Source organism: Bacillus cereus group sp. Bc010, from assembly GCF_027716745.1.
GTDB classification, from domain to species: Bacteria; Bacillota; Bacilli; order Bacillales; family Bacillaceae_G; genus Bacillus_A; species Bacillus_A pacificus.
Genome location: NZ_JAQFUY010000041.1, coordinates 1 through 20292, shown reverse-complemented (window position 1 = coordinate 20292; position 20292 = coordinate 1). Strand labels below are relative to the sequence as shown.

Genomic DNA, 20292 nt, shown 5'->3' with positions numbered 1-20292 from the left:
AATTTCCATGACGATTCCATTAATTATTGGTGGAGTTTTACTCGCAATTTTAATTTTACTCATTTTAGTATTCATTACGAAGTATCGAACAGTTGGACCAGATGAAGCGTTAATTGTTACAGGGAATTGGCTTGGTGGTGGGAAAAATGTAGTTACCACTGATGATGGAAAGAAGATTAAGATTATTCGCGGTGGCGGTACATTCGTAGTTCCAATTATGCAAAGAGCAGAACCTTTAAGCTTACTAAATTACAAGTTAGAAGTGGGTACACGCGATACGTATACGAAGCAAGGTGTTCCAGTTACAGTAAATGGTGTTTCTATTATTAAAGTAGGTTCTACAATTGAAGAAGTATCGACAGCAGCTGAGCAATATTTAGGAAAAGAAACAGAAGAGTTAAAAGTAGAAGCAAAAGAGGTTTTAGAAGGTCATTTACGTGCGATTTTATCCTCTATGACAGTAGAAGATGCGTATAGTAATAGAGAGCAATTTGCTCAAAAGGTGCATGAAGTAGCGTCTACAGATTTAAAGAAAATGGGTCTTCGCATCGTTTCCTTTACCATTAAAGAAATCATGGATAAGAACGGTTACTTAGATGCACTTGGTCAGCCGCAAATTGCGACGGTTAAGCGTGATGCAACAATTGCAAACGCAGAGCGTGAAAAAGAAGCTCGTATTGAAAAAGCTCGTGCTGAGAAGGAAGCGAAAGAAGCTGAATACCAACGTGATGCACAAATCGCTGAAGCTGAAAAACATAAAGAATTAAAAGTACAATCTTATAAGAGAGAGCAAGAACAAGCTCGTGCAGACGCCGATCTTTCTTACGAATTACAACAAGCGAAAGCGCAACAAGGTGTTACAGAAGAGCAAATGCGCGTTAAAATCATTGAGCGTGAGAAACAAATTGAATTAGAAGAAAAAGAGATTGCGCGTCGTGAAAAGCAATACGATGCAGAAGTAAAGAAAAAAGCAGATGCAGATCGCTATGCTGTTGAGCAATCAGCGGAAGCAGAAAAAGTAAAACAGATTAAAAAGGCAGATGCGGATCAATATAAGATTGAAGCTGAAGCGAGAGCACGTGCGGAAGAAGTACGTGTGGAAGGTTTAGCGAAGGCAGAAATTGAAAAAGCACAAGGTCAAGCGAAAGCGGAAGTACAAAAAGCACAAGGTACAGCAGAAGCCGATGTTATCAGATTAAAAGGTTTAGCAGAAGCCGAAGCGAAGCAAAAAATTGCAGAGGCATTTGAGTTATATGGCCAAGCGGCAATTATGGATATGGTACTTAAAATGCTTCCAAGTTATGCGAAGGAAGTTGCTAGTCCACTTAGCAACATTGATAAAATTACAGTTGTCGATACAGGCGGCGGTGGTAAAAATAGCGGCGCCGGAAAAGTTGCAGGTTATGCGACTGATTTAATGGCAACGATGCAAGAAACATTAAAAGCTTCTTCTGGCATTGATTTAAAAGAGTTATTAGAAGGATTTGCTGGAAAAGGAGCGGTTCAACAATTATCAAACGATAAACCTATTGTATCTGTAGTAGAAGATGAGAAAAAAGAAGTAGAAAAAGATAAAGAATAGTATAGTGGGTGGAACCTCTAGTAAGTGAGATACTAGAGGTTCTTCTGTGAATGATAATATTTCGAATAATGTACATTTTTATATATTGTTTTAATTATTTAATTTATATAGAATGAAAAAGATATGTATTAATTCTTTAATAGAAAAAGAGATAAAGAGTTGATACGTTTTAATCGTATAATTTATATAAAGAAATTAAATGTAAGGTAATTACATTTAAAACGGTATGGAGGGGTAGAAATATGTTTCAAAGGAAATTAAGGAGAAGTAGTTTAAAAGCAAAGTTACTTGTATCATTTGTTATCATTTTAGTTCTTCCAAGTATTGTAATTGGTTGGACGTCTTATCAGCAAGCGAAGACAAACTTTAATGAAACAATTTTACAATCAGCGGAAGATAACGTAAAGATTTTAAATAATGTTATTAATAAAGAGATAGACAGTAAAAAGGTAGACGCAGTATATTTTACAAAGTTATTTAACGGAGTAAGTTACGGGACTGATCAGCTCCAAAATGTGCAAAATAAATTAGAAGAATATAATAAATTACATCCAGAAATAGAAGCAATTTATACGGGATCTAGTACGGGACAATTTATTCAATCACCGTCTATTCAAATGCCAGATGGATACAATCCTACCGAAAGAGATTGGTATAAAGAAGCAGCGAAAAAAAGCGGAGAAGTGGTTATCACAGCCCCATATAAGTCAAGTACAACAGGGAATATTGTTATTACAATAGCAAAACAAAATGAGGATAAGAGCGGTGTTCTCGGTATTGATTTAATTATTAATGACATTGTAAATACTTCAAAAATGGTCAATATCGGCAAAAAAGGATATGTAGCAATCTTCGACCAATCTAAACATGTAATAGCGCATCCGACGATGAAGCCAGGTGACAAAATAGAAGAAAAACTTGAGAAGGAATTGTACAAACAGGAAACAGGTGATTTTAAATTCAAACTTGATGGTGATGATCGCAATATTACCTTTATAACAAATAAGCAGACTGGATGGAAAATAGCAGGAATTATGCCTTCAAAAGAAATTATTGAAGCAGCTAATCCTATTTTCTATAAAACGCTAACTGTTATTGGTATTTCATTAATAATTGGTGGGATTTTAATTTACTTCATAATTGCCTCTATTATTAGTCCGTTAAAACAACTTGTTATATCATCGAAAAAGATTAGTGAAGGCGATTTAACAGAATCCATTACAGTTCATACTAAAGATGAAATTGGACAGCTAGGAGAAAGCTTTAATGAGATGGCAGCATCATTACAGAATGTCATTTCCAATATAAACACTTCAGCAAGTCATGTAGCGGCATCTTCAGAAGAATTAACAGCTAGTATGAAGCAGACAAGTGAAGCAACGGAACAAATTACACAAGCAATAGAGCAAGTGTCGAGCGGGGCTGAAATACAAACGAAAGAAGTTGAAGAAGGCGCAACATTATTAGAGGAAGTTACAGAAGGAATTCAGCGTGTTGCAGATAGTTCTTCATTAGTATCTACAGCATCTATGTATACGAAGAAAAAGGCTGAAGATGGTGGAAAGTTAGTTGAAAAAACTGTGAATCAAATGCAATTAATCCATGAGTCTGTTTCACAATCAGATAAAGTTATTGTTTTGTTAGATGATAAATCAAAACAAATTGGAGCAATTCTTGAGGTGATTCAACATATTGCAGAGCAGACAAATTTGTTAGCGTTAAATGCGGCAATTGAGGCTGCGAGAGCTGGTGAGCAAGGAAGAGGATTTGCAATTGTAGCAGATGAAGTACGAAAATTAGCTGAGCAATCAGGACAGTCTTCTACGGAAATTGGAAAACTAGTGAAAGAGATCCAATTTGATATAAAAGAAACGGTAAGTTCTATGAAGCAAGTTGGGACAGAAGTACAATCAGGACTTGTAGTTGCAAATGAAACGAAGCAAAGCTTTGCTGAAATATTGAAATCTACGGATGATACAGTTGTACAAATTGATAACATGGTAGATGTAGCGAAGCAAATGACGGTAGATGCAAGACAAGTAAGTGCATCTATTAATGAAATTGCAGCTACGATTGAAGAAAATGCAGCAAGCGTTCAAAATATTGCTGGTTCATCTGAAGAACAATTAGCTTCGGTAGATGAAATAAATGCAGCAGCAGTCCATTTATCACAAATGGCAGAAGAGTTACAAGAGATGATTGGTAAGTTTAAAGTGTAATAACGAATGTTAAGAAACGAGGTAATAATTTTACTTCGTTTCTTTTTTTATGAAGAGAAAAAGAAAGAAATATAGAGTAACCATGTTATGATTAAGTATAATTAAAGAGACTGTATATTCTTTAAATTCTATCTTTAATCATGTTAGGGGAATGGTTTTGAAATTAAAAAAATTAAAACTACAACCGAGAATTACATTAACTATTAGTACACTAATTTTAGTTGTACTTCTGTTAACGAGTTATTTATTTTATTACATATTATCTAAAACGGTAGAAGAGCAAATTGGGAAACGGGCTTTGCATGTTGCGAAAACAGTTGCTGCTATACCAGAAATAAAGGAAGCTTTTCAAAAAGAAAATCCAGCTTCTGTCATTCAGCCGATTGCAGAAAAAATTCGAATTGATACAGATGCTGATTTTATTGTAGTTGGAAATAAAGAGGGGATTCGATATGCACATCCTAAGCGAGATAAAATAGGAGAAGCAATGGTTGGTGGAGATAACGAAGGGGTTCTATTAGAAGGGAAATCTTATGTTTCGAGAGCAACTGGATCATTAGGCCCTTCATTACGCGGAAAAGTTCCAATCCGTAATCAGGAAAATGAAATTATTGGCGTGGTGTCTGTTGGATTTTCAATGGATGATATTCATGGTGCAGTAGAAGTGTATGGAAAGCGTGTATTTTGGATTACAATAGCAGGTCTTTTAATTGGGATAATTGGTTCTATATATTTAGCAGGCAGTATAAAAAGAATGATGTTTGGTATGGAGCCAGAAGAAATTTCATCTTTATATGAAGAGCATAGTACAGTGATTCAATCTGTACGTGAAGGGATTATTGTCATTGATCAAAATGGGATGATTAGATTAGTCAATCAAGCAGCTTATGACATTCTTTCATTAGATGAACAACGAAATATTATTGGAGAATTTATTTTAGATGTAATTCCTAATTCAACGATACTACATGTACTTCAAACTGGGGAAGAACAGTTTGATCGTCAATTAAATATAAAAGGGCAGGCTGTTATTGCGAACCGTCTACCTATTAAAGTAAAGAATAAAGTAACTGGTGTTGTATCGAGCTTACGTTTGAAATCTGAAATGGATCAGTTAACAGCAGAATTATCTCAGACGAAGCAATATACAGAGGCATTACGAGCGCAAACACATGAATATAATAACTTATTGTATACGCTCTCAGGCCTTATCCAGTTAGAATCATATGAAGATGCTTTAGAGCTTATTCATAAGGAAACGACGGTCTATCAAGATTTTGTTCAATTTATTATGAAGCGAATTCAAAATCCGTGGTTAGGTGGGATTTTAATTGGATTCTATAATAGAGCAAGAGAGTTGAAGATTGATTTTATGCTAGATAGAGAGAGTAGTTTAGACAAATTAAGCCCGCACATTGAGAGTAATTATGTCGTTTCTATTTTAGGAAATTTAATTACGAATGCATTTGAAGCGATTGAAAGAAATGAAGAACATAATAAGAAAGTAAGAATGTTTGTAACTGATATTGGAGAAGAAATAGTCATTGAAGTGGAAGACTCAGGACAAGGGATTCATGATGAGGTCATTACTAGCATATTCTATAAAGGCTTCTCGACGAAAGAAGGCGAGAAGCGAGGGTATGGATTAGCAAAAGTGAAAGAGTTAGTAGAAGATTTAAATGGAAGTATCGCAATCGAAAAAGGGGATTTAGGTGGTGCATTGTTTATTATTGCATTACCAAAAGAGAGAGGCGAATTGTAATGGGTGAGGAGATTGAAGTATTGATTGTAGAAGATGATATTCGAATTGCGGACATTCATCGTCGTTTTACTGAAAAAATTGAGGGGTTTAAAGTCATCGGAACAGCAACGAATGGAGAACAAGCGAAAGAATGGCTAGATCTTGTGAAGCCACAGCTCGTTTTATTAGACGTGTACCTACCTGATATGCAAGGAACGGAACTTGTCACATATATTAGACATAATTTACATGATACAGATATTATTATGATTACAGCTGCATCGGAAACAGATGTAGTGAGGCACGCCCTGCGAGGTGGAGTAACAGATTATATCGTAAAACCACTTATGTTTGATCGATTTAAAACAAGTTTGGAAAATTATCAAAAAAAAACTTGTACAGCTAAAGAAAAATAATCAGTTATCTATAGAACAAATTGAACATTTATGGTCTCAAAGAGGCGTAAAGGGAAATGAAATAGAATATGCCCCGAAAGGGATAGATCCCTTAACTTTAGCAAAAATAAAAAAACATATGTTAACAGTGAATGAAGAAGGTATTACTGCGGAAGTGCTAAGCTCAATGGTCGGAGTAAGCAGGTCAACAGCGAGGCGTTATTTAGAATATTTAATATCAGGAAAGAAAGTTCATGCGGAGCTTATATATGGGAGTGTAGGGAGACCAGAAAGAAGATATTTTCTTGTTTCTTCATAATAAAAAACAGTAGAGGATATATGTCCGCTACTGTTTTTTATTTTATATTGGAATAATCCCAATTACAATTCCAGTAATCAACATGACCATTGTCGTTCCAACTGCCCACAATAAAGTAAAACGTTGATGTTCACCAAAATCAACTTTTGCCATCCCAACTAATAAATAAGTGGATGCGACAAGAGGGCTTAATAAGTGAACAGGTTGCCCGAGTAAGGAAGCGCGTCCCATTTCAGCTGCACTAATTCCGTAAGTGGCAGCAGCTTTTGTTAAAATAGGTAGTACACCGAAATAAAATGCATCATTGGACATGAAAAATGTGAATGGCATGCTAAGAAGAGCTGTAATAATTGGTAGTTGTGGTCCAAGAGCGTCTGGTATAAGAGTTACTACACTTTTAGCCATTGCATCTACCATTTTTGTTCCTGATAAAATCCCAGTGAAAATCCCAGCGGCAAATACGAGAGAAACAACAGCTAACACGTTTCCTGCATGAGAAGCAATACGCTCTTTCTGTTGCTCTAAGTTCGGATAGTTAATCATAACAGCAATAGCGAAAGCGATTGTAAATAAAACAGGTAACGGCATAACTTCTAGTATGAGACAGACAAGTAAGGTAGCAGTTAATAAAAAGTTAATCCATAGAAGTTTAGGGCGCTTATGAACAGCAGCTTCTACTGTTGCAGCTTGCTCATCCATTGTTTGCATTTGTTTTAAATATTGTACATCCATAATTCCTAAACGTTTTCTCTCTTTTTTGCCAAGATAGTAAGCAACGAAAACTACCCAAAGTGCACCAGCAATCATTCCTGGTATAAGTGGTGTAAAGAGCTCTGAAGCGTCTAGTCCAAGTGCACTCATAACACGAGCTGTCGGTCCACCCCACGGTGTAAGATTTGTCACCCCTGCACCTAACATAACAACCCCAGCTAATATAAGTGGATTCATCCCAAGGCGTTTATATAGTGGGTACATTGCGGAAACAGTAATCATATAGGTTGTCGTTCCATCCCCATCTAATGAAACGATAATCGTAAGAATTGCTGTGCCAACAACAATTTTTAAAGGATCTCCTTTTACAAATTTCAAAATCCTACTAATGACAGGATCGAATAAACCGCTATCAATCATAATTCCAAAATATAAAATAGCAAACATAAGCATAATACCAGTAGGTGCTAGTTTTTGAATTCCTTCTAACATCATAGGCCCCATGTCTGCATAAAAGCCTCCAATTAATGCGAAAGTAATTGGAATTAATATTAATGCTACTAGTGCTGACATACGTTTCGTCATAATTAAAAACATAAAGACAAATACCATCGCAAATCCAAGTAGTGCTAACATGTAATCTCCCCCTCAAAATGATTGCGCTTTCAAAATAAAATAAAAATTCAGAAAAAAGGTTTTTTTGTTTATCATAAAAGTATCTATTTGAATGGTAAATAATTTGAAAAATAACATCATTAGAAGCATAATTTTTATTTTGGTCATTTTGTTCACGGTAGTTAATTTGAATTTTTTAAAAATAAGCTGCTCTCCATAAGAATGGTAGAATAAGATGAAAATATTGAAGTGTGAAATAGGGAGTAGATTTTATATGAAAACAAGAATGGAAGAGATTTGTAGTTCTTATGAAGGAAAAGTAGAAGAGATTTTTGTTAATGAATCTTCTTACGTATATGAGTGGGAAAAATTAATGATGATCCGAAAAAATAACGGTGAACTTGAAAAGGTTGCAGTCGGCATCAGTGGAAATATAAGATTAGTAAATGTAGTTGTTGGACAGCAAATTCATACAGGTACATTATTAGTTAGGTTGGAAGATGATTTATTAATTACAGGTTGTGAATGATGAGAGGTGTGTAGAGAGGACTACACATCTTTTTTGTTCCATATATTACAAAAGACACATCGTTTTTTCACAAATCGCACACAAGTTTTTGATATGCTCCTTGTAGAAGATACGGTTAGGGAGGAAATATAATGAGAACAAAGTATGTGATGCTTGCTATATGCTTATTCTTTGTCTTTACAATTGTAGGATGTGGTAAGAAACAAGCAGAGGCTGTGGCAATTGATGAGAAACATGATAAGTGTGATATTTGCCAAATTGGGGTAATGGATAATCAATTTGCAACAGAAATCATTTTAGAAAATGGAAAAGCATTAAAGTTTGATGATATCGGTTGTATGTATAAATGGATGGAGATTAATCCAGGTGAAAAGACGAAAGAAAAATTTGTTCGAGATTATGATTCGAAAGATTGGGTTTCGTTAGAAGACGCTACTTATGTATATGATAAAACAATTACAACACCAATGGCTTATAATGTCATTTCATTTAAAAACAAAAAAGATGCAGAGAGCTTTGTATCTAACTATAAGGGGAAAATTCTTTCGTATAAAGAGCTAGCAGAGCATAAATGGGAAATGAATAAAGAAATGATGGGGAACCCGAAAAAGGGAAATCACGGTGCGCATCATTAATACTAGAAAAAGACAACTATATAGTTGTCTTTTTCTAGTATTATTCAGGTGCAAATATAGAAAAGGTGTAAAATTTTTAGAAGAACGGTTACAATGGAATATAGTAACCTAAAGCAATCATTTATCCCGCTTTAATGGGCAGTAAGACCCCACCTCAAAATGCAGCGAAAGCAAAGAAGTTAGGTGGGGGTCGGGCTGCCCATAAAAGCCCGATTGGTTCAACTAATAATCAGTGGGGGATGAAGAAAACCCCCACTGATTAAAGTTTCACTTTATGTACTTTTTAGAAATGTATACAAATGCGGTAAAATCGTGCTAAACTAATTGCTTCGCTAATATAAGTTTAGATAATCCGATTAAAGAAGGAATATAAAGGGCTTATGGATAAATGTACTCAAGAAGAGTTATTGTATGTGATGGAGGAATGGTTAAGAAAACATTATCTTTCATAGGAGCTGTAGTTGTGAGAAAACAAAAAATTTTATTATGTATGTTATTAGGACTTTTAATGACGGTAGTGGCTTGCGATAAGCAAGAAGAGCCAGAATCGAAACCGGTTCATGTGAAAAACGAAAAGAAAAAAGAGAAGCATAAAGAACAGGAAGAATCTAAAGAAGAAAAAAGTATAAATTTAATGGACAAACAGTTGCTACTTTCTGCAACTCTTGGAGACACAGAAACAGCTATGAAGTTGATCCAAGATGGAGCGAATATAAATGTAGAAGGTGACAACGGAGAAACACCTGTCCTTGCAGCAACGTACCAAAATCATGTAGAGACAGTGAAAGCATTAATTGGTGCAGGGGCTAATATTGAAATTAAAGATGAGAAACAAAGCAATCCACTTCTTTATGCAAGTAGAGAAGGCTATACGGATATTGTAAAAGTATTAATTAATGCAGGAGTTAATACGAAAGAAACGACTAAGTCAGGTGGAACAGCACTTATTTCTGCATCTGAGCGTGGCCATGTAGAGGTCGTAAAAGAATTGTTAGAGCATACAGATATTGATGTGAATTATAAAAATGCTCGTGGTGGAACAGCTTTAGTAGAAGCAATCGTATTAGGAAATGGTAGTGAAAACCATAAGAAAGTAATTCAAATGCTTATTGACCACGGGGCAGATGTAAATATGGCCAATAAGGAAAATATTACGCCACTGCAATATGCTGAAAAAAGAGGTTTTAAAGATATTGCAAATATGTTGAGGGCAGCTGGAGCGAATGAAGTAGTACAGCCACAACAACCAGTAGAATAAAAAACGAAAAATAATCCCATTTAGATAGACAGAATGAAGAAATCAGTTAGCATGATGGATTCAGTAATGTGTATGTAAATGGGATTTTTATTTTGAGCATGAAAAATAGATTGTAAATGGTATATGAAGTAACTAAGGAGGATATAAATGAGGCTCTCAGAACTTGATTTAATAGCAATTCAAGTAGAGGTTTTATTTGTTCATAATCAAGTAGGGAAAATGAAATATGTAAATGAACAAGGAAATCCGAAAGCACCACGTTTTTTTCTTGGCAGAACTCGTGAAGGGAGTATAACGAGATATCATTGTGATCTGGATGATGAAATGGTAAGTAAGATTGAGAACTTAATTCGAGAACCTTCAAATCACATAGAGGTAGCAAAGATTATTCATGTATTAAATGAAGAAAGAACAGTAAAAAATATTTGGATGGGCCCTGCTTTCATGTTCTCTAATAATTTACATAAGCCAACTAGAACAATACAGATAACAGAGAAGAATAAAGAGCTTTTACGAGAAAATTTTCCTCATCTAATAGAACAGATGGAGTGGAGGCAACCTTACCTTGCAATTGTAAAAAATGAAAAGGTAGTTTCTATATGTTGCAGTGCTAGGAGTACACCTGTAGCTGCTGAGGCGAGTGTGGAAACTTTAGCGGAGTTTCAAGGGAATGGATATGGTACTGATGTTGTTACAGCCTGGGCGATATCAATACAAGAAGAAAACCGCATTCCACTTTATAGTACTTCTTGGGATAACTTTGCTTCACAAGCAGTTGCAAGAAAACTAAAACTGATTAACTATGGAATGGATTTGCATATTACTTAAATTTTAAAGATAGTGGTTTACTGTTGGGGGTTTATTTTTATATCTAGATTAATGTTAAGGGGATATGGTGAATATTAACATTCGGTTAACGGCTAATTAACAATCTATCAAAACTGACTTAATAAATGCGTAATATAGTAAAGGTAATAAAATAACTAGGGTAGAGAACATTTGAGAACACCCGCTTACATATAACGTGCCACTTTCTTAGGTGTGCTCTATTCCCTAGAGTTCAAATAAGGAGAAAGGTGTTCTATGTAAGTAGGTGTTTTTAGTTTGGATAAAAACAGAAAAGTTAGGTGGAATGTATGTTTAAAGAACCTTATATTGCGATGATAAAGGATTGGAAAGGATACAACACATACAAAAAATTACCGAAAACAGTTTTTCTTATGACGGGTTCAATGCTGGAATTACCAGAGCGTGTATATGAATTACAGAAACATGGACATGATGTCTTTCTTCATTGTGATTTTATACAAGGTTTAAATACGAATACAGAGGAAGCACTTTTGTATATTCAAGACGTTATCGGAGCACAAGGCATTATTTCAACAAAAGGATCGACAATTCGAAATGCCAATAAAATTGGATTAAAAACGATCCAACGTATTTTTATTGTCGATACTTTATCTCTTACAAAATCAATTGAAAATTGTAAAACGACTAAACCGAATGCAGTAGAGATTATGCCTGGTATTATGCCTTCCATTATTAAGCAGTTAGCAGAGGAAATAGAATTTCCTATCATTGCAGGCGGATTGATTCAAACGCGAGAAGATGCAGAAGTTGCCATTCGTGCAGGAGCGAGTGCGATTTCGACGAGTCACTATGAAGTATGGATACAAGAAGAAAAAAGGAGTGCAATCTTGTGATTGAATTGAAAAATGTTTCAAAGGTATATAAAAATGCAGAAGAGACAGCGGTTAAGGGTGTATCGGTTCACATTAAGAAGGGCGAGTTTTTTGTTTTAGTTGGGCCTTCAGGATGTGGGAAAAGCACATTATTACGAATGATCGCTGGCCTAGAAGAAATTTCTTCGGGGGATTTAATTATTAATGAACGTGTTGCTAATGATTTAGAGCCGAAAGATCGTAATCTATCAATGGTATTTCAAAATTATGCACTATACCCACACTTATCTGTAGAAGAAAATATTTTATTTGGACTTAAGGTAAGGAAAGTACAAAAAGAAGAGCGGCAAAAGAGATTAATGGAAGCTATTGAAATGGTAGGGCTGAAAGAGTATGTGAAAATGAAACCAGGTCAATTATCAGGTGGACAAAGACAGCGTGTTGCGCTTGCTAGAGCAATCGTGAGCCAAGCACCGATTTGTTTAATGGATGAACCACTTTCGAATTTAGACGCGAAATTACGTGCGCAAATGAGAATTGAAATTAGAGAAATTCAGCAGCGTTTAGGAATTACAATGATTTACGTTACTCATGATCAAATAGAGGCGATGACTATGGGGGACCGTATCATGGTTTTAAATAAAGGAAGTATACAGCAAGTTGGAACACCGCTTGACATCTATAACGAACCAGCAAATGAATTTGTTGCAAGTTTTATAGGGTCTCCTTCGATGAATATAAATGATGGAGAAGTAGACAAAGAAAAAGGTGTATTACATATAGGGCAATTGCAAATTCCGTTATCTATTGGACAGTTAAAGCAATTACCAGAAGGAATAATTCGCATAGGCATGCGTCCTGAGCATATTGCCCTGTCTGAGGAAGGACAAGAAGTTACGCTACAATCTGTAGAAGTATTAGGCAACGAATCTATATTAAACTTCGCAATAAATGGAACAACTTGGAGTGCAAAAGTCATTGGACAGCTACTCCTGAACAAAGGTGACAAAGTAAAATTATTATTCTCACAAGATAAGTTATGCTTCTTTCATCAAAATACGAATGAACGATTAAAAGTGGTAGCTGAAGAAGAGTTGAAAGTGGTGGCGAAATAATGATTGAAGTAGGCAAGTTACCAGCCCAAGCAAAGGTGGTAAAAAAGAAGAATTTATGGAGTAGAACGAAAGAGTTAAGAATAGGATTATTATTTTTAGCGCCATCTATTTTATTGTTCTCGATTTTTCTTTTTTATCCATTATTTAGGACGATTTACTATAGCTTTTATTTAACAGATATACACGGAGAAGCTAATCTTTTCGTTGGCTTAGAAAATTATCAATACTTATTTTCTGATCCTGCTTTCTACAAAAGCATAAAGTCAACTTTATTATTTGTTGTATATACAGTGCCTACGAGTATTATACTCGCTTTATTTCTTGCATTGATTGCAAATGGAAAAGTAAGAGGTATTGGGGTATTCCGTGTGTTATTTTCTTCCACTATGGGAATATCAGTAGCTGCTAGTGCGGTGATTTGGCTATTTTTATTTCATCCAAGTGTCGGATTATTTAATAATATATTAGCCTCTATGAATCTACCTGCAATCGCATGGTTAACGAGTCCAGATTGGGCATTGTTCTCTGTATCAGTTACAACGGTTTGGGTGAATACGGGATTTGCATTTTTAGTTATATTAGGTGGTTTACAAAACATTGATACGTCTTTATATGAAAGTGCATCTATAGATGGTGCTAGCTATTTATATAAGCTTCGTCGTGTTACATTACCGATGCTATCACCAACTTTATTCTTTATCGTGACAGTAACGTTAATTAGTGCGTTCCAAAGCTTCGGACAAATTGATATTTTAACGCATGGTGGACCAAATGATGCAACGAATTTAATTGTATATTCGATTTATAAAGAGGCATTTGTGAATCATCAATTTGGAACAGCAAGTGCACAAGCGATGGTATTATTTATTTTCATTTTCATTGCTACATTACTTCAATTCAAGTTTGCTGAGAGAAAGGTGCATTATAAATGATTGTTAAACAGTGGAAACAAAATTTCCTATTATACATGCTGCTCATTATTAGTGCAGTAATGGTGTTTTTTCCTGTACTCTATGCATTTTTAATAAGCTTTATGACACCAGACGATATTCAAATGAGAAGGTTATTTCCGACTCAATTTACTTTTGATAATTTTATTAATATTTTTCAAAAAGTACCGCTTTTTACATACTTATATAACAGTTTAGTTGTATCGACAGTTGTTATGATTGGACAACTTATCGTATCAAGCTTAGCAGCGTATGCTTTCGTCTTTCTTCAGTTTAAAGGAAGAAATCTTATTTTCTTCCTGTTTATTTCAACGATGCTTATTCCGTGGGAAGCGACGATGGTACCTAACTTTTTAACGATTCAAAACTTTGGTTGGATCAATAGCTTCGCTGGAATGACAGTGCCGTTTTTTGCAACAGCTTTCGGTATTTTCTTACTACGTCAACACTTTATGACGCTTCCGAATGAACTGAAAGAAGCTGCTTTTATTGAAGGGATTGGAAATGTAAAGTTTTTATTTAGCGTTGTAATTCCGTATTGTAAAACGAGTTTTATTACGCTTGGAGTATATAGTTTTTTAACAACATGGAATATGTACTTATGGCCACTTTTAGTGACCACTGATGAAAAGGTAAGAACAGTCCAAATTGGTGTGAAGCAGCTTCAGTCTCAAGAAGTTGCAACTGATTGGGGAAGCGTAATGGCCGGTGTTACGGTTATCGTAATTCCGACATTGATTCTACTATTTTTAGGGCAAAAGCAATTACAACAAGGATTAACAAAAGGTGCAATTAAATAACTAAGAGAAGGTGAGATTAAAATGGGTCTAGTTAAAAAAGGTGCTGCTCTATTAATGATAGCAACAATGGCATTATCTAGTGCAGCTTGTTCAAATAGTAAAACAGAAGGAAAACCGGAAGCGCAGGCAAAAGTAGCACCAGTTGAAAAAAATGGTGATAAAACTGTAATTCGTTTTTGGCATGCGATGGGTGGAAAAACACAAGGCGTGCTAGATGGGCTTGTTGCAGACTATAATAAGTCGCAAAATAAATACGAGATAAAGGCGGAGTTCCAAGGGACATATGAAGAGTCTTTAACGAAATTTAGAACGATGTCTGCTACGAAAGAAGCGCCAGCCCTTGTTCAGTCGAGTGAAATTACAACAAAATATATGATTGATAGTAAAAAGATTACGCCAATTGATAGTTGGATAAAAAAAGATAAGTACGATACTTCAAAGTTGGAAAAAGCAATTACAAATTATTATTCAGTTGATGGAAAAATATATTCTATGCCATTTAATTCATCTACACCAGTATTAATTTATAATAAAGATGCTTTCGCAAAGGCGGGCTTAGATCCAGAGAAAGCTCCAAAAACATATGCGGAATTACAAGAAGCAGCGAAAAAGTTAACGATTAAAGAAGGCGGAAATGTAAAACAATATGGATTTTCAATGCTGAATTATGGTTGGTTCTTTGAAGAATTGTTAGCGACACAAGGCGCTTTATATGTAGATAATGAAAATGGTCGTAAAGATGCTGCAAAGAAAGCTGTATTTAACGGTAAAGAAGGACAGAAAGTATTTGGGATGCTAGATGAGTTAAATAAAGCTGGTGCACTAGGAAAGTATGGAGCAAGTTGGGATGATATTCGTGCGGCGTTCCAGTCTGGACAAGTTGCTATGTATTTAGATTCTTCAGCAGGTGTTCGTGATTTAATTGATGCATCTAAGTTTAATGTAGGCGTTTCATATATTCCATACCCAGAAGATTCAAAACAACATGGTGTTGTTATTGGTGGAGCATCATTATGGATGACGAATATGGTTTCAGAAGAAACACAACAAGGTGCTTGGGACTTTATGAAATATTTAACGAAGCCAGACGTACAAGCAAAATGGCATACTGCAACAGGCTACTTCTCTATTAATCCAGATGCATATAATGAACCATTAGTAAAAGAGCAATATGAAAAATATCCACAGTTAAAAGTAACAGTAGATCAATTGCAAGCGACGAAACAATCTCCAGCAACACAAGGTGCTTTAATTAGTGTATTCCCAGAATCACGAGATGCAGTTGTAAAAGCATTAGAAGCAATGTATGACGGAAAGAATAGTAAAGAAGCGTTAGATGAAGCTGCAAAAGCTACAGATAGAGCAATTAGCATTTCAGCTCGTACGAGTCAAAAATAAGAGAAAGCCGTATCCGAAAAAGGATACGGCTTTTTTTAGGAGATAAGGGATCAAAAAAATGAAGAAGTCTTATCTCTTTTATATGAGTAAAGGGTCTAGAATGAATCTTGTCCTTTTCATTATTTGTTTAACTCCATTGCAACTTGTTTGCCATTTACGAAAACCTCTGCTACTGCTACCATAACTTCCATCACTTTTTTCATATCTCATCTCTCCTTGTTTTTTGTTTCATTTCTTACTTTTAGTATAAGGAAATATAGCAATCGCAACCATCGAATTGGATGACAAGAGACTTACATTGTTGTAAGGATAATCGTTGTATCTGTAATAAATACGGTTTTAATCTACAATTCTGAAGTTTCTGTCGTTTTGAACTGTAATTAGAAAGAGGGGTGATAATATGAAAAGAATTCTTGTTATTAGTGATATTCATGGAGAAATAGAAAAGTTCGAACAGTTACTGGAAGAAGCTCAATACGATGCAAAACAGGATCAATTAATTTTACTGGGAGATTATGTGGATCGTGGTCCAAATGCGCGTGCAGTAATTGAAAAAGTAAAAGAGTTAAAAGAAGATGGAGCCTTCGTTCTAAAGGGCAATCATGAAGATATGATGATTAAGGCGTTAACGACTGATGAGGAACGTTCATGGAACCATTGGGTAAAAAGGAATGGTGGAGACAAGACGTTATACAGCTATGGATTTGTAGAAGAAGATATTGTGGTTAATGAGGGGAATTTCCAAAAAAAGATTTTACAATCTCGTGTATTAGATGAACATGTAAAGTTTATTCAGGAATTAGATCATTACATTGAAACAGAAAAGTATATATTTGTACATGCTGGTGTTGAGCCATTGAAACGAGTTTCTGAATGTGAACCATATACGTTAATGTGGATTCGTAATGAGTTTCATAGTGGGTATAGTGGTGAAAAGGTTGTTGTATTTGGTCATACGGAAACAAAAACGCTTCACGGTAGTGAGAATTGTGGCGTATATTTTGGGAGCAATCGTATTATAGGAATTGATGGCGGTGCTGTATATGGCGGCCAGCTAAATTGTTTAGAATTGCCGAGCAAAAGGGTATATGTAGTGAAAAATTGAAAGAGATAAGGGAAATCTTATTTCTTTCAATTTTTTATTAAGGTAAATTTAAGGAAGAGTCTTTATAATTAATCTTTAAAATTCTGTATCAAGAAAAAGTGTAGAAAGAACGAATTAAAAATGAAGTTACAAAATATGATTATATTCTTTTGTTAGGAAAAGCAGGAATGTGATTATAAATAGAATCGAACGATATGGTGGAAGGTGAGAATATGCGCTTACTCGTAGTAGAAGATAATGCTTCTTTATTAGAGTCCATTGTCCAAATATTATGCGATGAATTTGAAGTAGATACAGCATTGAATGGAGAAGATGGATTATTTCTAGCATTACAAAATATATATGACGCTATTTTACTTGATGTGATGATGCCAGAAATGGACGGTTTTGAAGTAATTCAAAAAATACGTGATGAAAAGATTGAAACACCTGTCTTATTTTTGACAGCGAGAGATTCTTTAGAAGATCGCGTGAAAGGGTTGGATTTTGGCGGGGATGACTATATCGTTAAGCCGTTTCAGGCCCCAGAATTAAAAGCAAGAATTCGTGCTTTATTAAGGCGAAGTGGTAGTTTAACAACGAAGCAGACTATTCGATATAAAGGGATTGAACTGTTTGGAAAAGATAAAGATGTTCAAGTAGATGGACAAAGTATGAAGTTAACATTAAAACAATATGAGCTTCTAGAGTACCTCGTTCAAAATAGCGGAAAGATTTTAATGCGTGAACAAATTTTTGATCGTGTTTGGGGATTTGATTCAGATACGACAGTGGCAATTGTAGAAGTGTATGTACATCATTTACGTAAAAAATTAGAGCCATTCGGTTATCAGAAAGATATTCAAACCGTTAGAGGTATTGGATATATATTAAAAGAACAATGAACAAGGGAAGTATGTTTCAGAAGACGCGTATTCGATTGACTATATTGAATTCATTAGTATTTATCATTTTGATAGGCGTATTAGGTAGTATCATTTATTCTTACACATATAAGCGTATTTATAGTGGAGTAAATGAATCGATAGAAAAAGCCGTTCAACATAGAAAGAATGCAGATGATAAAAAACTACCTAAAAAAATTAGGGGATATCCTCCAATTGGGGATCCAAGGATAATGGAGTTAACTTGGATGGGAAACACGGTGGAGATAGATATTGAAAACGGCAAACGTCGTTTTATCTTTGAAGATAATTTGGAAAAGTTTTCTCCAAATAAATTAGGAACTTTGCAAGATATAGAAGTACAAGGACAATATTTTAGAATATTTGCATTTCAGAAAGATGCAAAAATAGTTCAAATTGCAAGGGATATAACAGCTGAAAAAGAAATGTTACATACTTTATTTTTAATTCTTGTGATAGGTTGTAGCGTAGGAAGTTTATGTGCAATAGGAATTGGCTTTTTCTTAGCTGGCAGGGCACTTGTACCCATTCAAAATTCATGGGAAAAACAGCAGCAATTCGTTTCTGATGCATCACATGAACTAAGGACACCCCTTGCAGTTATTCAATCAAAAACAGATGTTTTATTCCAGTCACCATCCGCTACGATAGAAGAAAAAGCGATGGATATTTCTACAATTTCAAAAGAATGTAGGCGGTTATCAAAACTCGTTAGTAATTTATTATTGCTAGCACGTTCTGATTCTAATCAAATTGAGATGGATAAGAAAACATTTGAACTCGATAAATTGTTAGAAGAAATAGTAGCTCCATATAAGGAGATTGCTTCTTATCAAGAAAAAGAAATGATATTAAAAGTAGAACGTGGCGTATCTTTTATGGGTGATAGAGAGCGGATTCATCAAATGATGGTCATATTGTTAGATAATGCGATGAAGTATACGAATGAAGGTGGTCATATTCAAATCGATTGTACGCAAATGAACAGTTCAATTCGTATACGAGTGAAAGATGATGGGATAGGAGTGAAAGATGAGGATATCCCAAAACTATTTAATCGTTTTTATCAAGGGGATAAAGCGAGAAGTGCGTCAGAAGGAGCGGGATTAGGCCTTTCAATCGCGAACTGGATTGTAGAAAAGCATTATGGGAAAATATTAGTAGAGAGCAGATGGGGAGAGGGTACTTGTTTTGAAGTGATTCTTCCGAAAAACCAAAGAATATAAGTGAGAAGACGATCTTGTTTTTACAAGGTCGTCTTTTTTTAAGGGAAAGTTAAGAAACTATTTTTAACATGTATTATATACGGAAAGTTCGCCCTATAAAGAAGCGATTATAAAAAGGTATTTGAGTAGATTACATCGATCATAATATAGTATTAAAATTTTATGGGAATGATGGAAAAGAAAGTGTAAGAGGGAGGAATTAATTTTGAAAAAGAAAATGATGACGGTATTCACTATTGGAGTAATGAGTTTAAGTATATTAGGGGGTGCCTCTCCTTCTGAAACATCAAAAGGAAAGACAGATTACAAGCAGCGCAGCAAAGAACAATTAAACAATGGAAAGATACATGCTGTGCATACAGAAGAAAAGGCGGAGAATTTAGGGATTGAAACGGCAGGGAAAGAACAAATTACGCTAGAAAAAGAAATCCATGAGACGGAAGTAGGAAGAGAAGCAGAACAGTTAGGAATTTCGATTGAAGGAAAAGATGTTGGAACTCTTTCAGAAGAAATCTATGAAACAAAAGTGAAGCAAGAAGCGTTAAAACTAGGCATATCAATAGAAAATACATCAATTGTAAATTTGATTACTCAAATTAATACGATTAAAATTAGCGATGAAGCGGATAAATTAGGTATTTCAACAAATGGAAAAGAAATAGAGGAAATTGCGGAAGAAATCTATGGAACGAAAGTAAGAGAGGAAGCAGGGAAGTTAGGGATTTCACAAAAAGGAAAAGAGATAGAAGAGTTAGCACAAGAAGTGTACGAACAAAAAGTGCAAGAAGAGGCAAAAAAATATCATATTGATTTGTATGGGAAAGATATATATCAAGTATTAAGTGAAATTAATGAACAAAAGGTGTTACAAATGGCAGATGAACTTAATATGGATAAAACGAATATGAACACTCAAGAACTAGCAGAAAAAATAAAAAAAGATCAGCCTGAAAAAGGAAAAGAACTAAATTTTGTACCGGTAATTCGCACGGATGCGGACGCGTTTTATTCGTATTTAACGAACTAAGAAGGGTAACTAACTGTTACGATTTATTTAACCAATTATAACGAAAGTTAATTAAATATATCAGTAAGCCCTGCTAGTCA

The 20292-nt window shown here is 34.9% G+C and carries 17 protein-coding genes and 2 pseudogenes; 18 read left to right on the top strand and 1 reads right to left on the bottom strand.

Annotated features, from left to right (window positions below):
- Positions 1-7: 7 nt before the first annotated feature.
- The 5 genes and pseudogenes from PDQ68_RS25480 (at position 8) to PDQ68_RS25465 (ending at position 6256) form a co-directional block, all read left to right on the top strand.
- Complete coding sequence (locus tag PDQ68_RS25480; protein WP_000155012.1) at positions 8-1582, top strand: flotillin family protein; 1575 nt, start codon at positions 8-10, stop codon at positions 1580-1582.
- Between the two features lie 242 nt (positions 1583-1824).
- Positions 1825-2859 (top strand): annotated as a pseudogene (locus PDQ68_RS29050) (HAMP domain-containing protein); the annotation flags it as partial.
- Positions 2854-3801 carry a methyl-accepting chemotaxis protein gene (locus PDQ68_RS29045; protein ID WP_372471972.1) on the top strand — a complete coding sequence of 316 codons (948 nt, stop codon included), beginning with the start codon at positions 2854-2856 and terminating at the stop codon, positions 3799-3801. The pseudogene PDQ68_RS29050 and the gene PDQ68_RS29045, both read left to right, overlap by 6 nt.
- A 151-nt stretch (positions 3802-3952) precedes the next feature.
- On the top strand, positions 3953-5563 hold the full coding sequence (locus PDQ68_RS25470) for an ATP-binding protein (RefSeq protein WP_080444169.1): 1611 nt from the start codon (positions 3953-3955) through the stop codon (positions 5561-5563).
- Positions 5563-6256: pseudogene (locus tag PDQ68_RS25465) on the top strand (response regulator). Before PDQ68_RS25470 ends, PDQ68_RS25465 begins: the two are co-directional and overlap by 1 nt.
- 42 nt (positions 6257-6298) lie before the next feature.
- Here PDQ68_RS25465 and PDQ68_RS25460 read toward each other — a convergent pair.
- Positions 6299-7603, bottom strand: a complete 1305-nt coding sequence (locus tag PDQ68_RS25460; protein WP_061183656.1) for a CitMHS family transporter — start codon at positions 7601-7603, stop codon at positions 6299-6301.
- A 253-nt stretch (positions 7604-7856) separates the two neighbouring features.
- Between PDQ68_RS25460 and PDQ68_RS25455 the strand changes: the two genes are divergently transcribed.
- The 13 genes from PDQ68_RS25455 to PDQ68_RS25395 all read left to right on the top strand — a co-directional run bounded on the left by PDQ68_RS25455 (position 7857) and on the right by PDQ68_RS25395 (position 20212).
- Entirely contained in the window at positions 7857-8111 is a 255-nt protein-coding gene (locus PDQ68_RS25455; protein ID WP_000857646.1) for a biotin/lipoyl-binding protein, read from the top strand.
- Between the two features lie 131 nt (positions 8112-8242).
- On the top strand, positions 8243-8746 hold the full coding sequence (locus tag PDQ68_RS25450) for a nitrous oxide reductase accessory protein NosL (RefSeq protein WP_001259402.1): 504 nt from the start codon (positions 8243-8245) through the stop codon (positions 8744-8746).
- 388 nt (positions 8747-9134) lie between these two features.
- Entirely contained in the window at positions 9135-10004 is an 870-nt protein-coding gene (locus tag PDQ68_RS25445) for an ankyrin repeat domain-containing protein (RefSeq protein WP_000287347.1), read from the top strand.
- Between the two features lie 147 nt (positions 10005-10151).
- Positions 10152-10832: a GNAT family N-acetyltransferase gene (locus PDQ68_RS25440; protein WP_016716415.1), complete on the top strand. Its 681-nt coding sequence runs from the start codon at positions 10152-10154 to the stop codon at positions 10830-10832.
- A 308-nt stretch (positions 10833-11140) separates the two neighbouring features.
- Positions 11141-11707, top strand: coding sequence for a glycerol-3-phosphate responsive antiterminator (locus tag PDQ68_RS25435; RefSeq protein WP_000472010.1), 567 nt, complete (start codon positions 11141-11143; stop codon positions 11705-11707).
- A complete protein-coding gene (locus PDQ68_RS25430; protein ID WP_016716416.1) occupies positions 11704-12801 on the top strand; it encodes an ABC transporter ATP-binding protein in 1098 nt (365 codons plus the stop codon). The genes PDQ68_RS25435 and PDQ68_RS25430 overlap by 4 nt, the downstream gene beginning before the upstream one ends.
- Positions 12801-13733, top strand: a complete 933-nt coding sequence (locus PDQ68_RS25425) for a carbohydrate ABC transporter permease (protein WP_000573570.1) — start codon at positions 12801-12803, stop codon at positions 13731-13733. The genes PDQ68_RS25430 and PDQ68_RS25425 overlap by 1 nt, the downstream gene beginning before the upstream one ends.
- The gene (locus PDQ68_RS25420; RefSeq protein WP_000635951.1) at positions 13730-14551 is read left to right on the top strand and encodes a carbohydrate ABC transporter permease; all 822 of its coding nucleotides are present in this window, start codon (positions 13730-13732) and stop codon (positions 14549-14551) included. The genes PDQ68_RS25425 and PDQ68_RS25420 overlap by 4 nt, the downstream gene beginning before the upstream one ends.
- Before the next feature lie 21 nt (positions 14552-14572).
- The gene (locus PDQ68_RS25415) at positions 14573-15949 is read left to right on the top strand and encodes an ABC transporter substrate-binding protein (RefSeq protein ID WP_270787055.1); all 1377 of its coding nucleotides are present in this window, start codon (positions 14573-14575) and stop codon (positions 15947-15949) included.
- Between the two features lie 400 nt (positions 15950-16349).
- Positions 16350-17054, top strand: coding sequence for a metallophosphoesterase family protein (locus PDQ68_RS25410; RefSeq protein WP_016716419.1), 705 nt, complete (start codon positions 16350-16352; stop codon positions 17052-17054).
- A gap of 212 nt (positions 17055-17266) precedes the next feature.
- Complete coding sequence (locus PDQ68_RS25405; protein ID WP_001238610.1) at positions 17267-17938, top strand: response regulator transcription factor; 672 nt, start codon at positions 17267-17269, stop codon at positions 17936-17938.
- Complete coding sequence (locus tag PDQ68_RS25400; RefSeq protein ID WP_061183657.1) at positions 17935-19185, top strand: sensor histidine kinase; 1251 nt, start codon at positions 17935-17937, stop codon at positions 19183-19185. Before PDQ68_RS25405 ends, PDQ68_RS25400 begins: the two co-directional genes overlap by 4 nt.
- Before the next feature lie 205 nt (positions 19186-19390).
- Positions 19391-20212 carry a hypothetical protein gene (locus PDQ68_RS25395; protein WP_061183658.1) on the top strand — a complete coding sequence of 274 codons (822 nt, stop codon included), beginning with the start codon at positions 19391-19393 and terminating at the stop codon, positions 20210-20212.
- Positions 20213-20292: the final 80 nt, after the last annotated feature.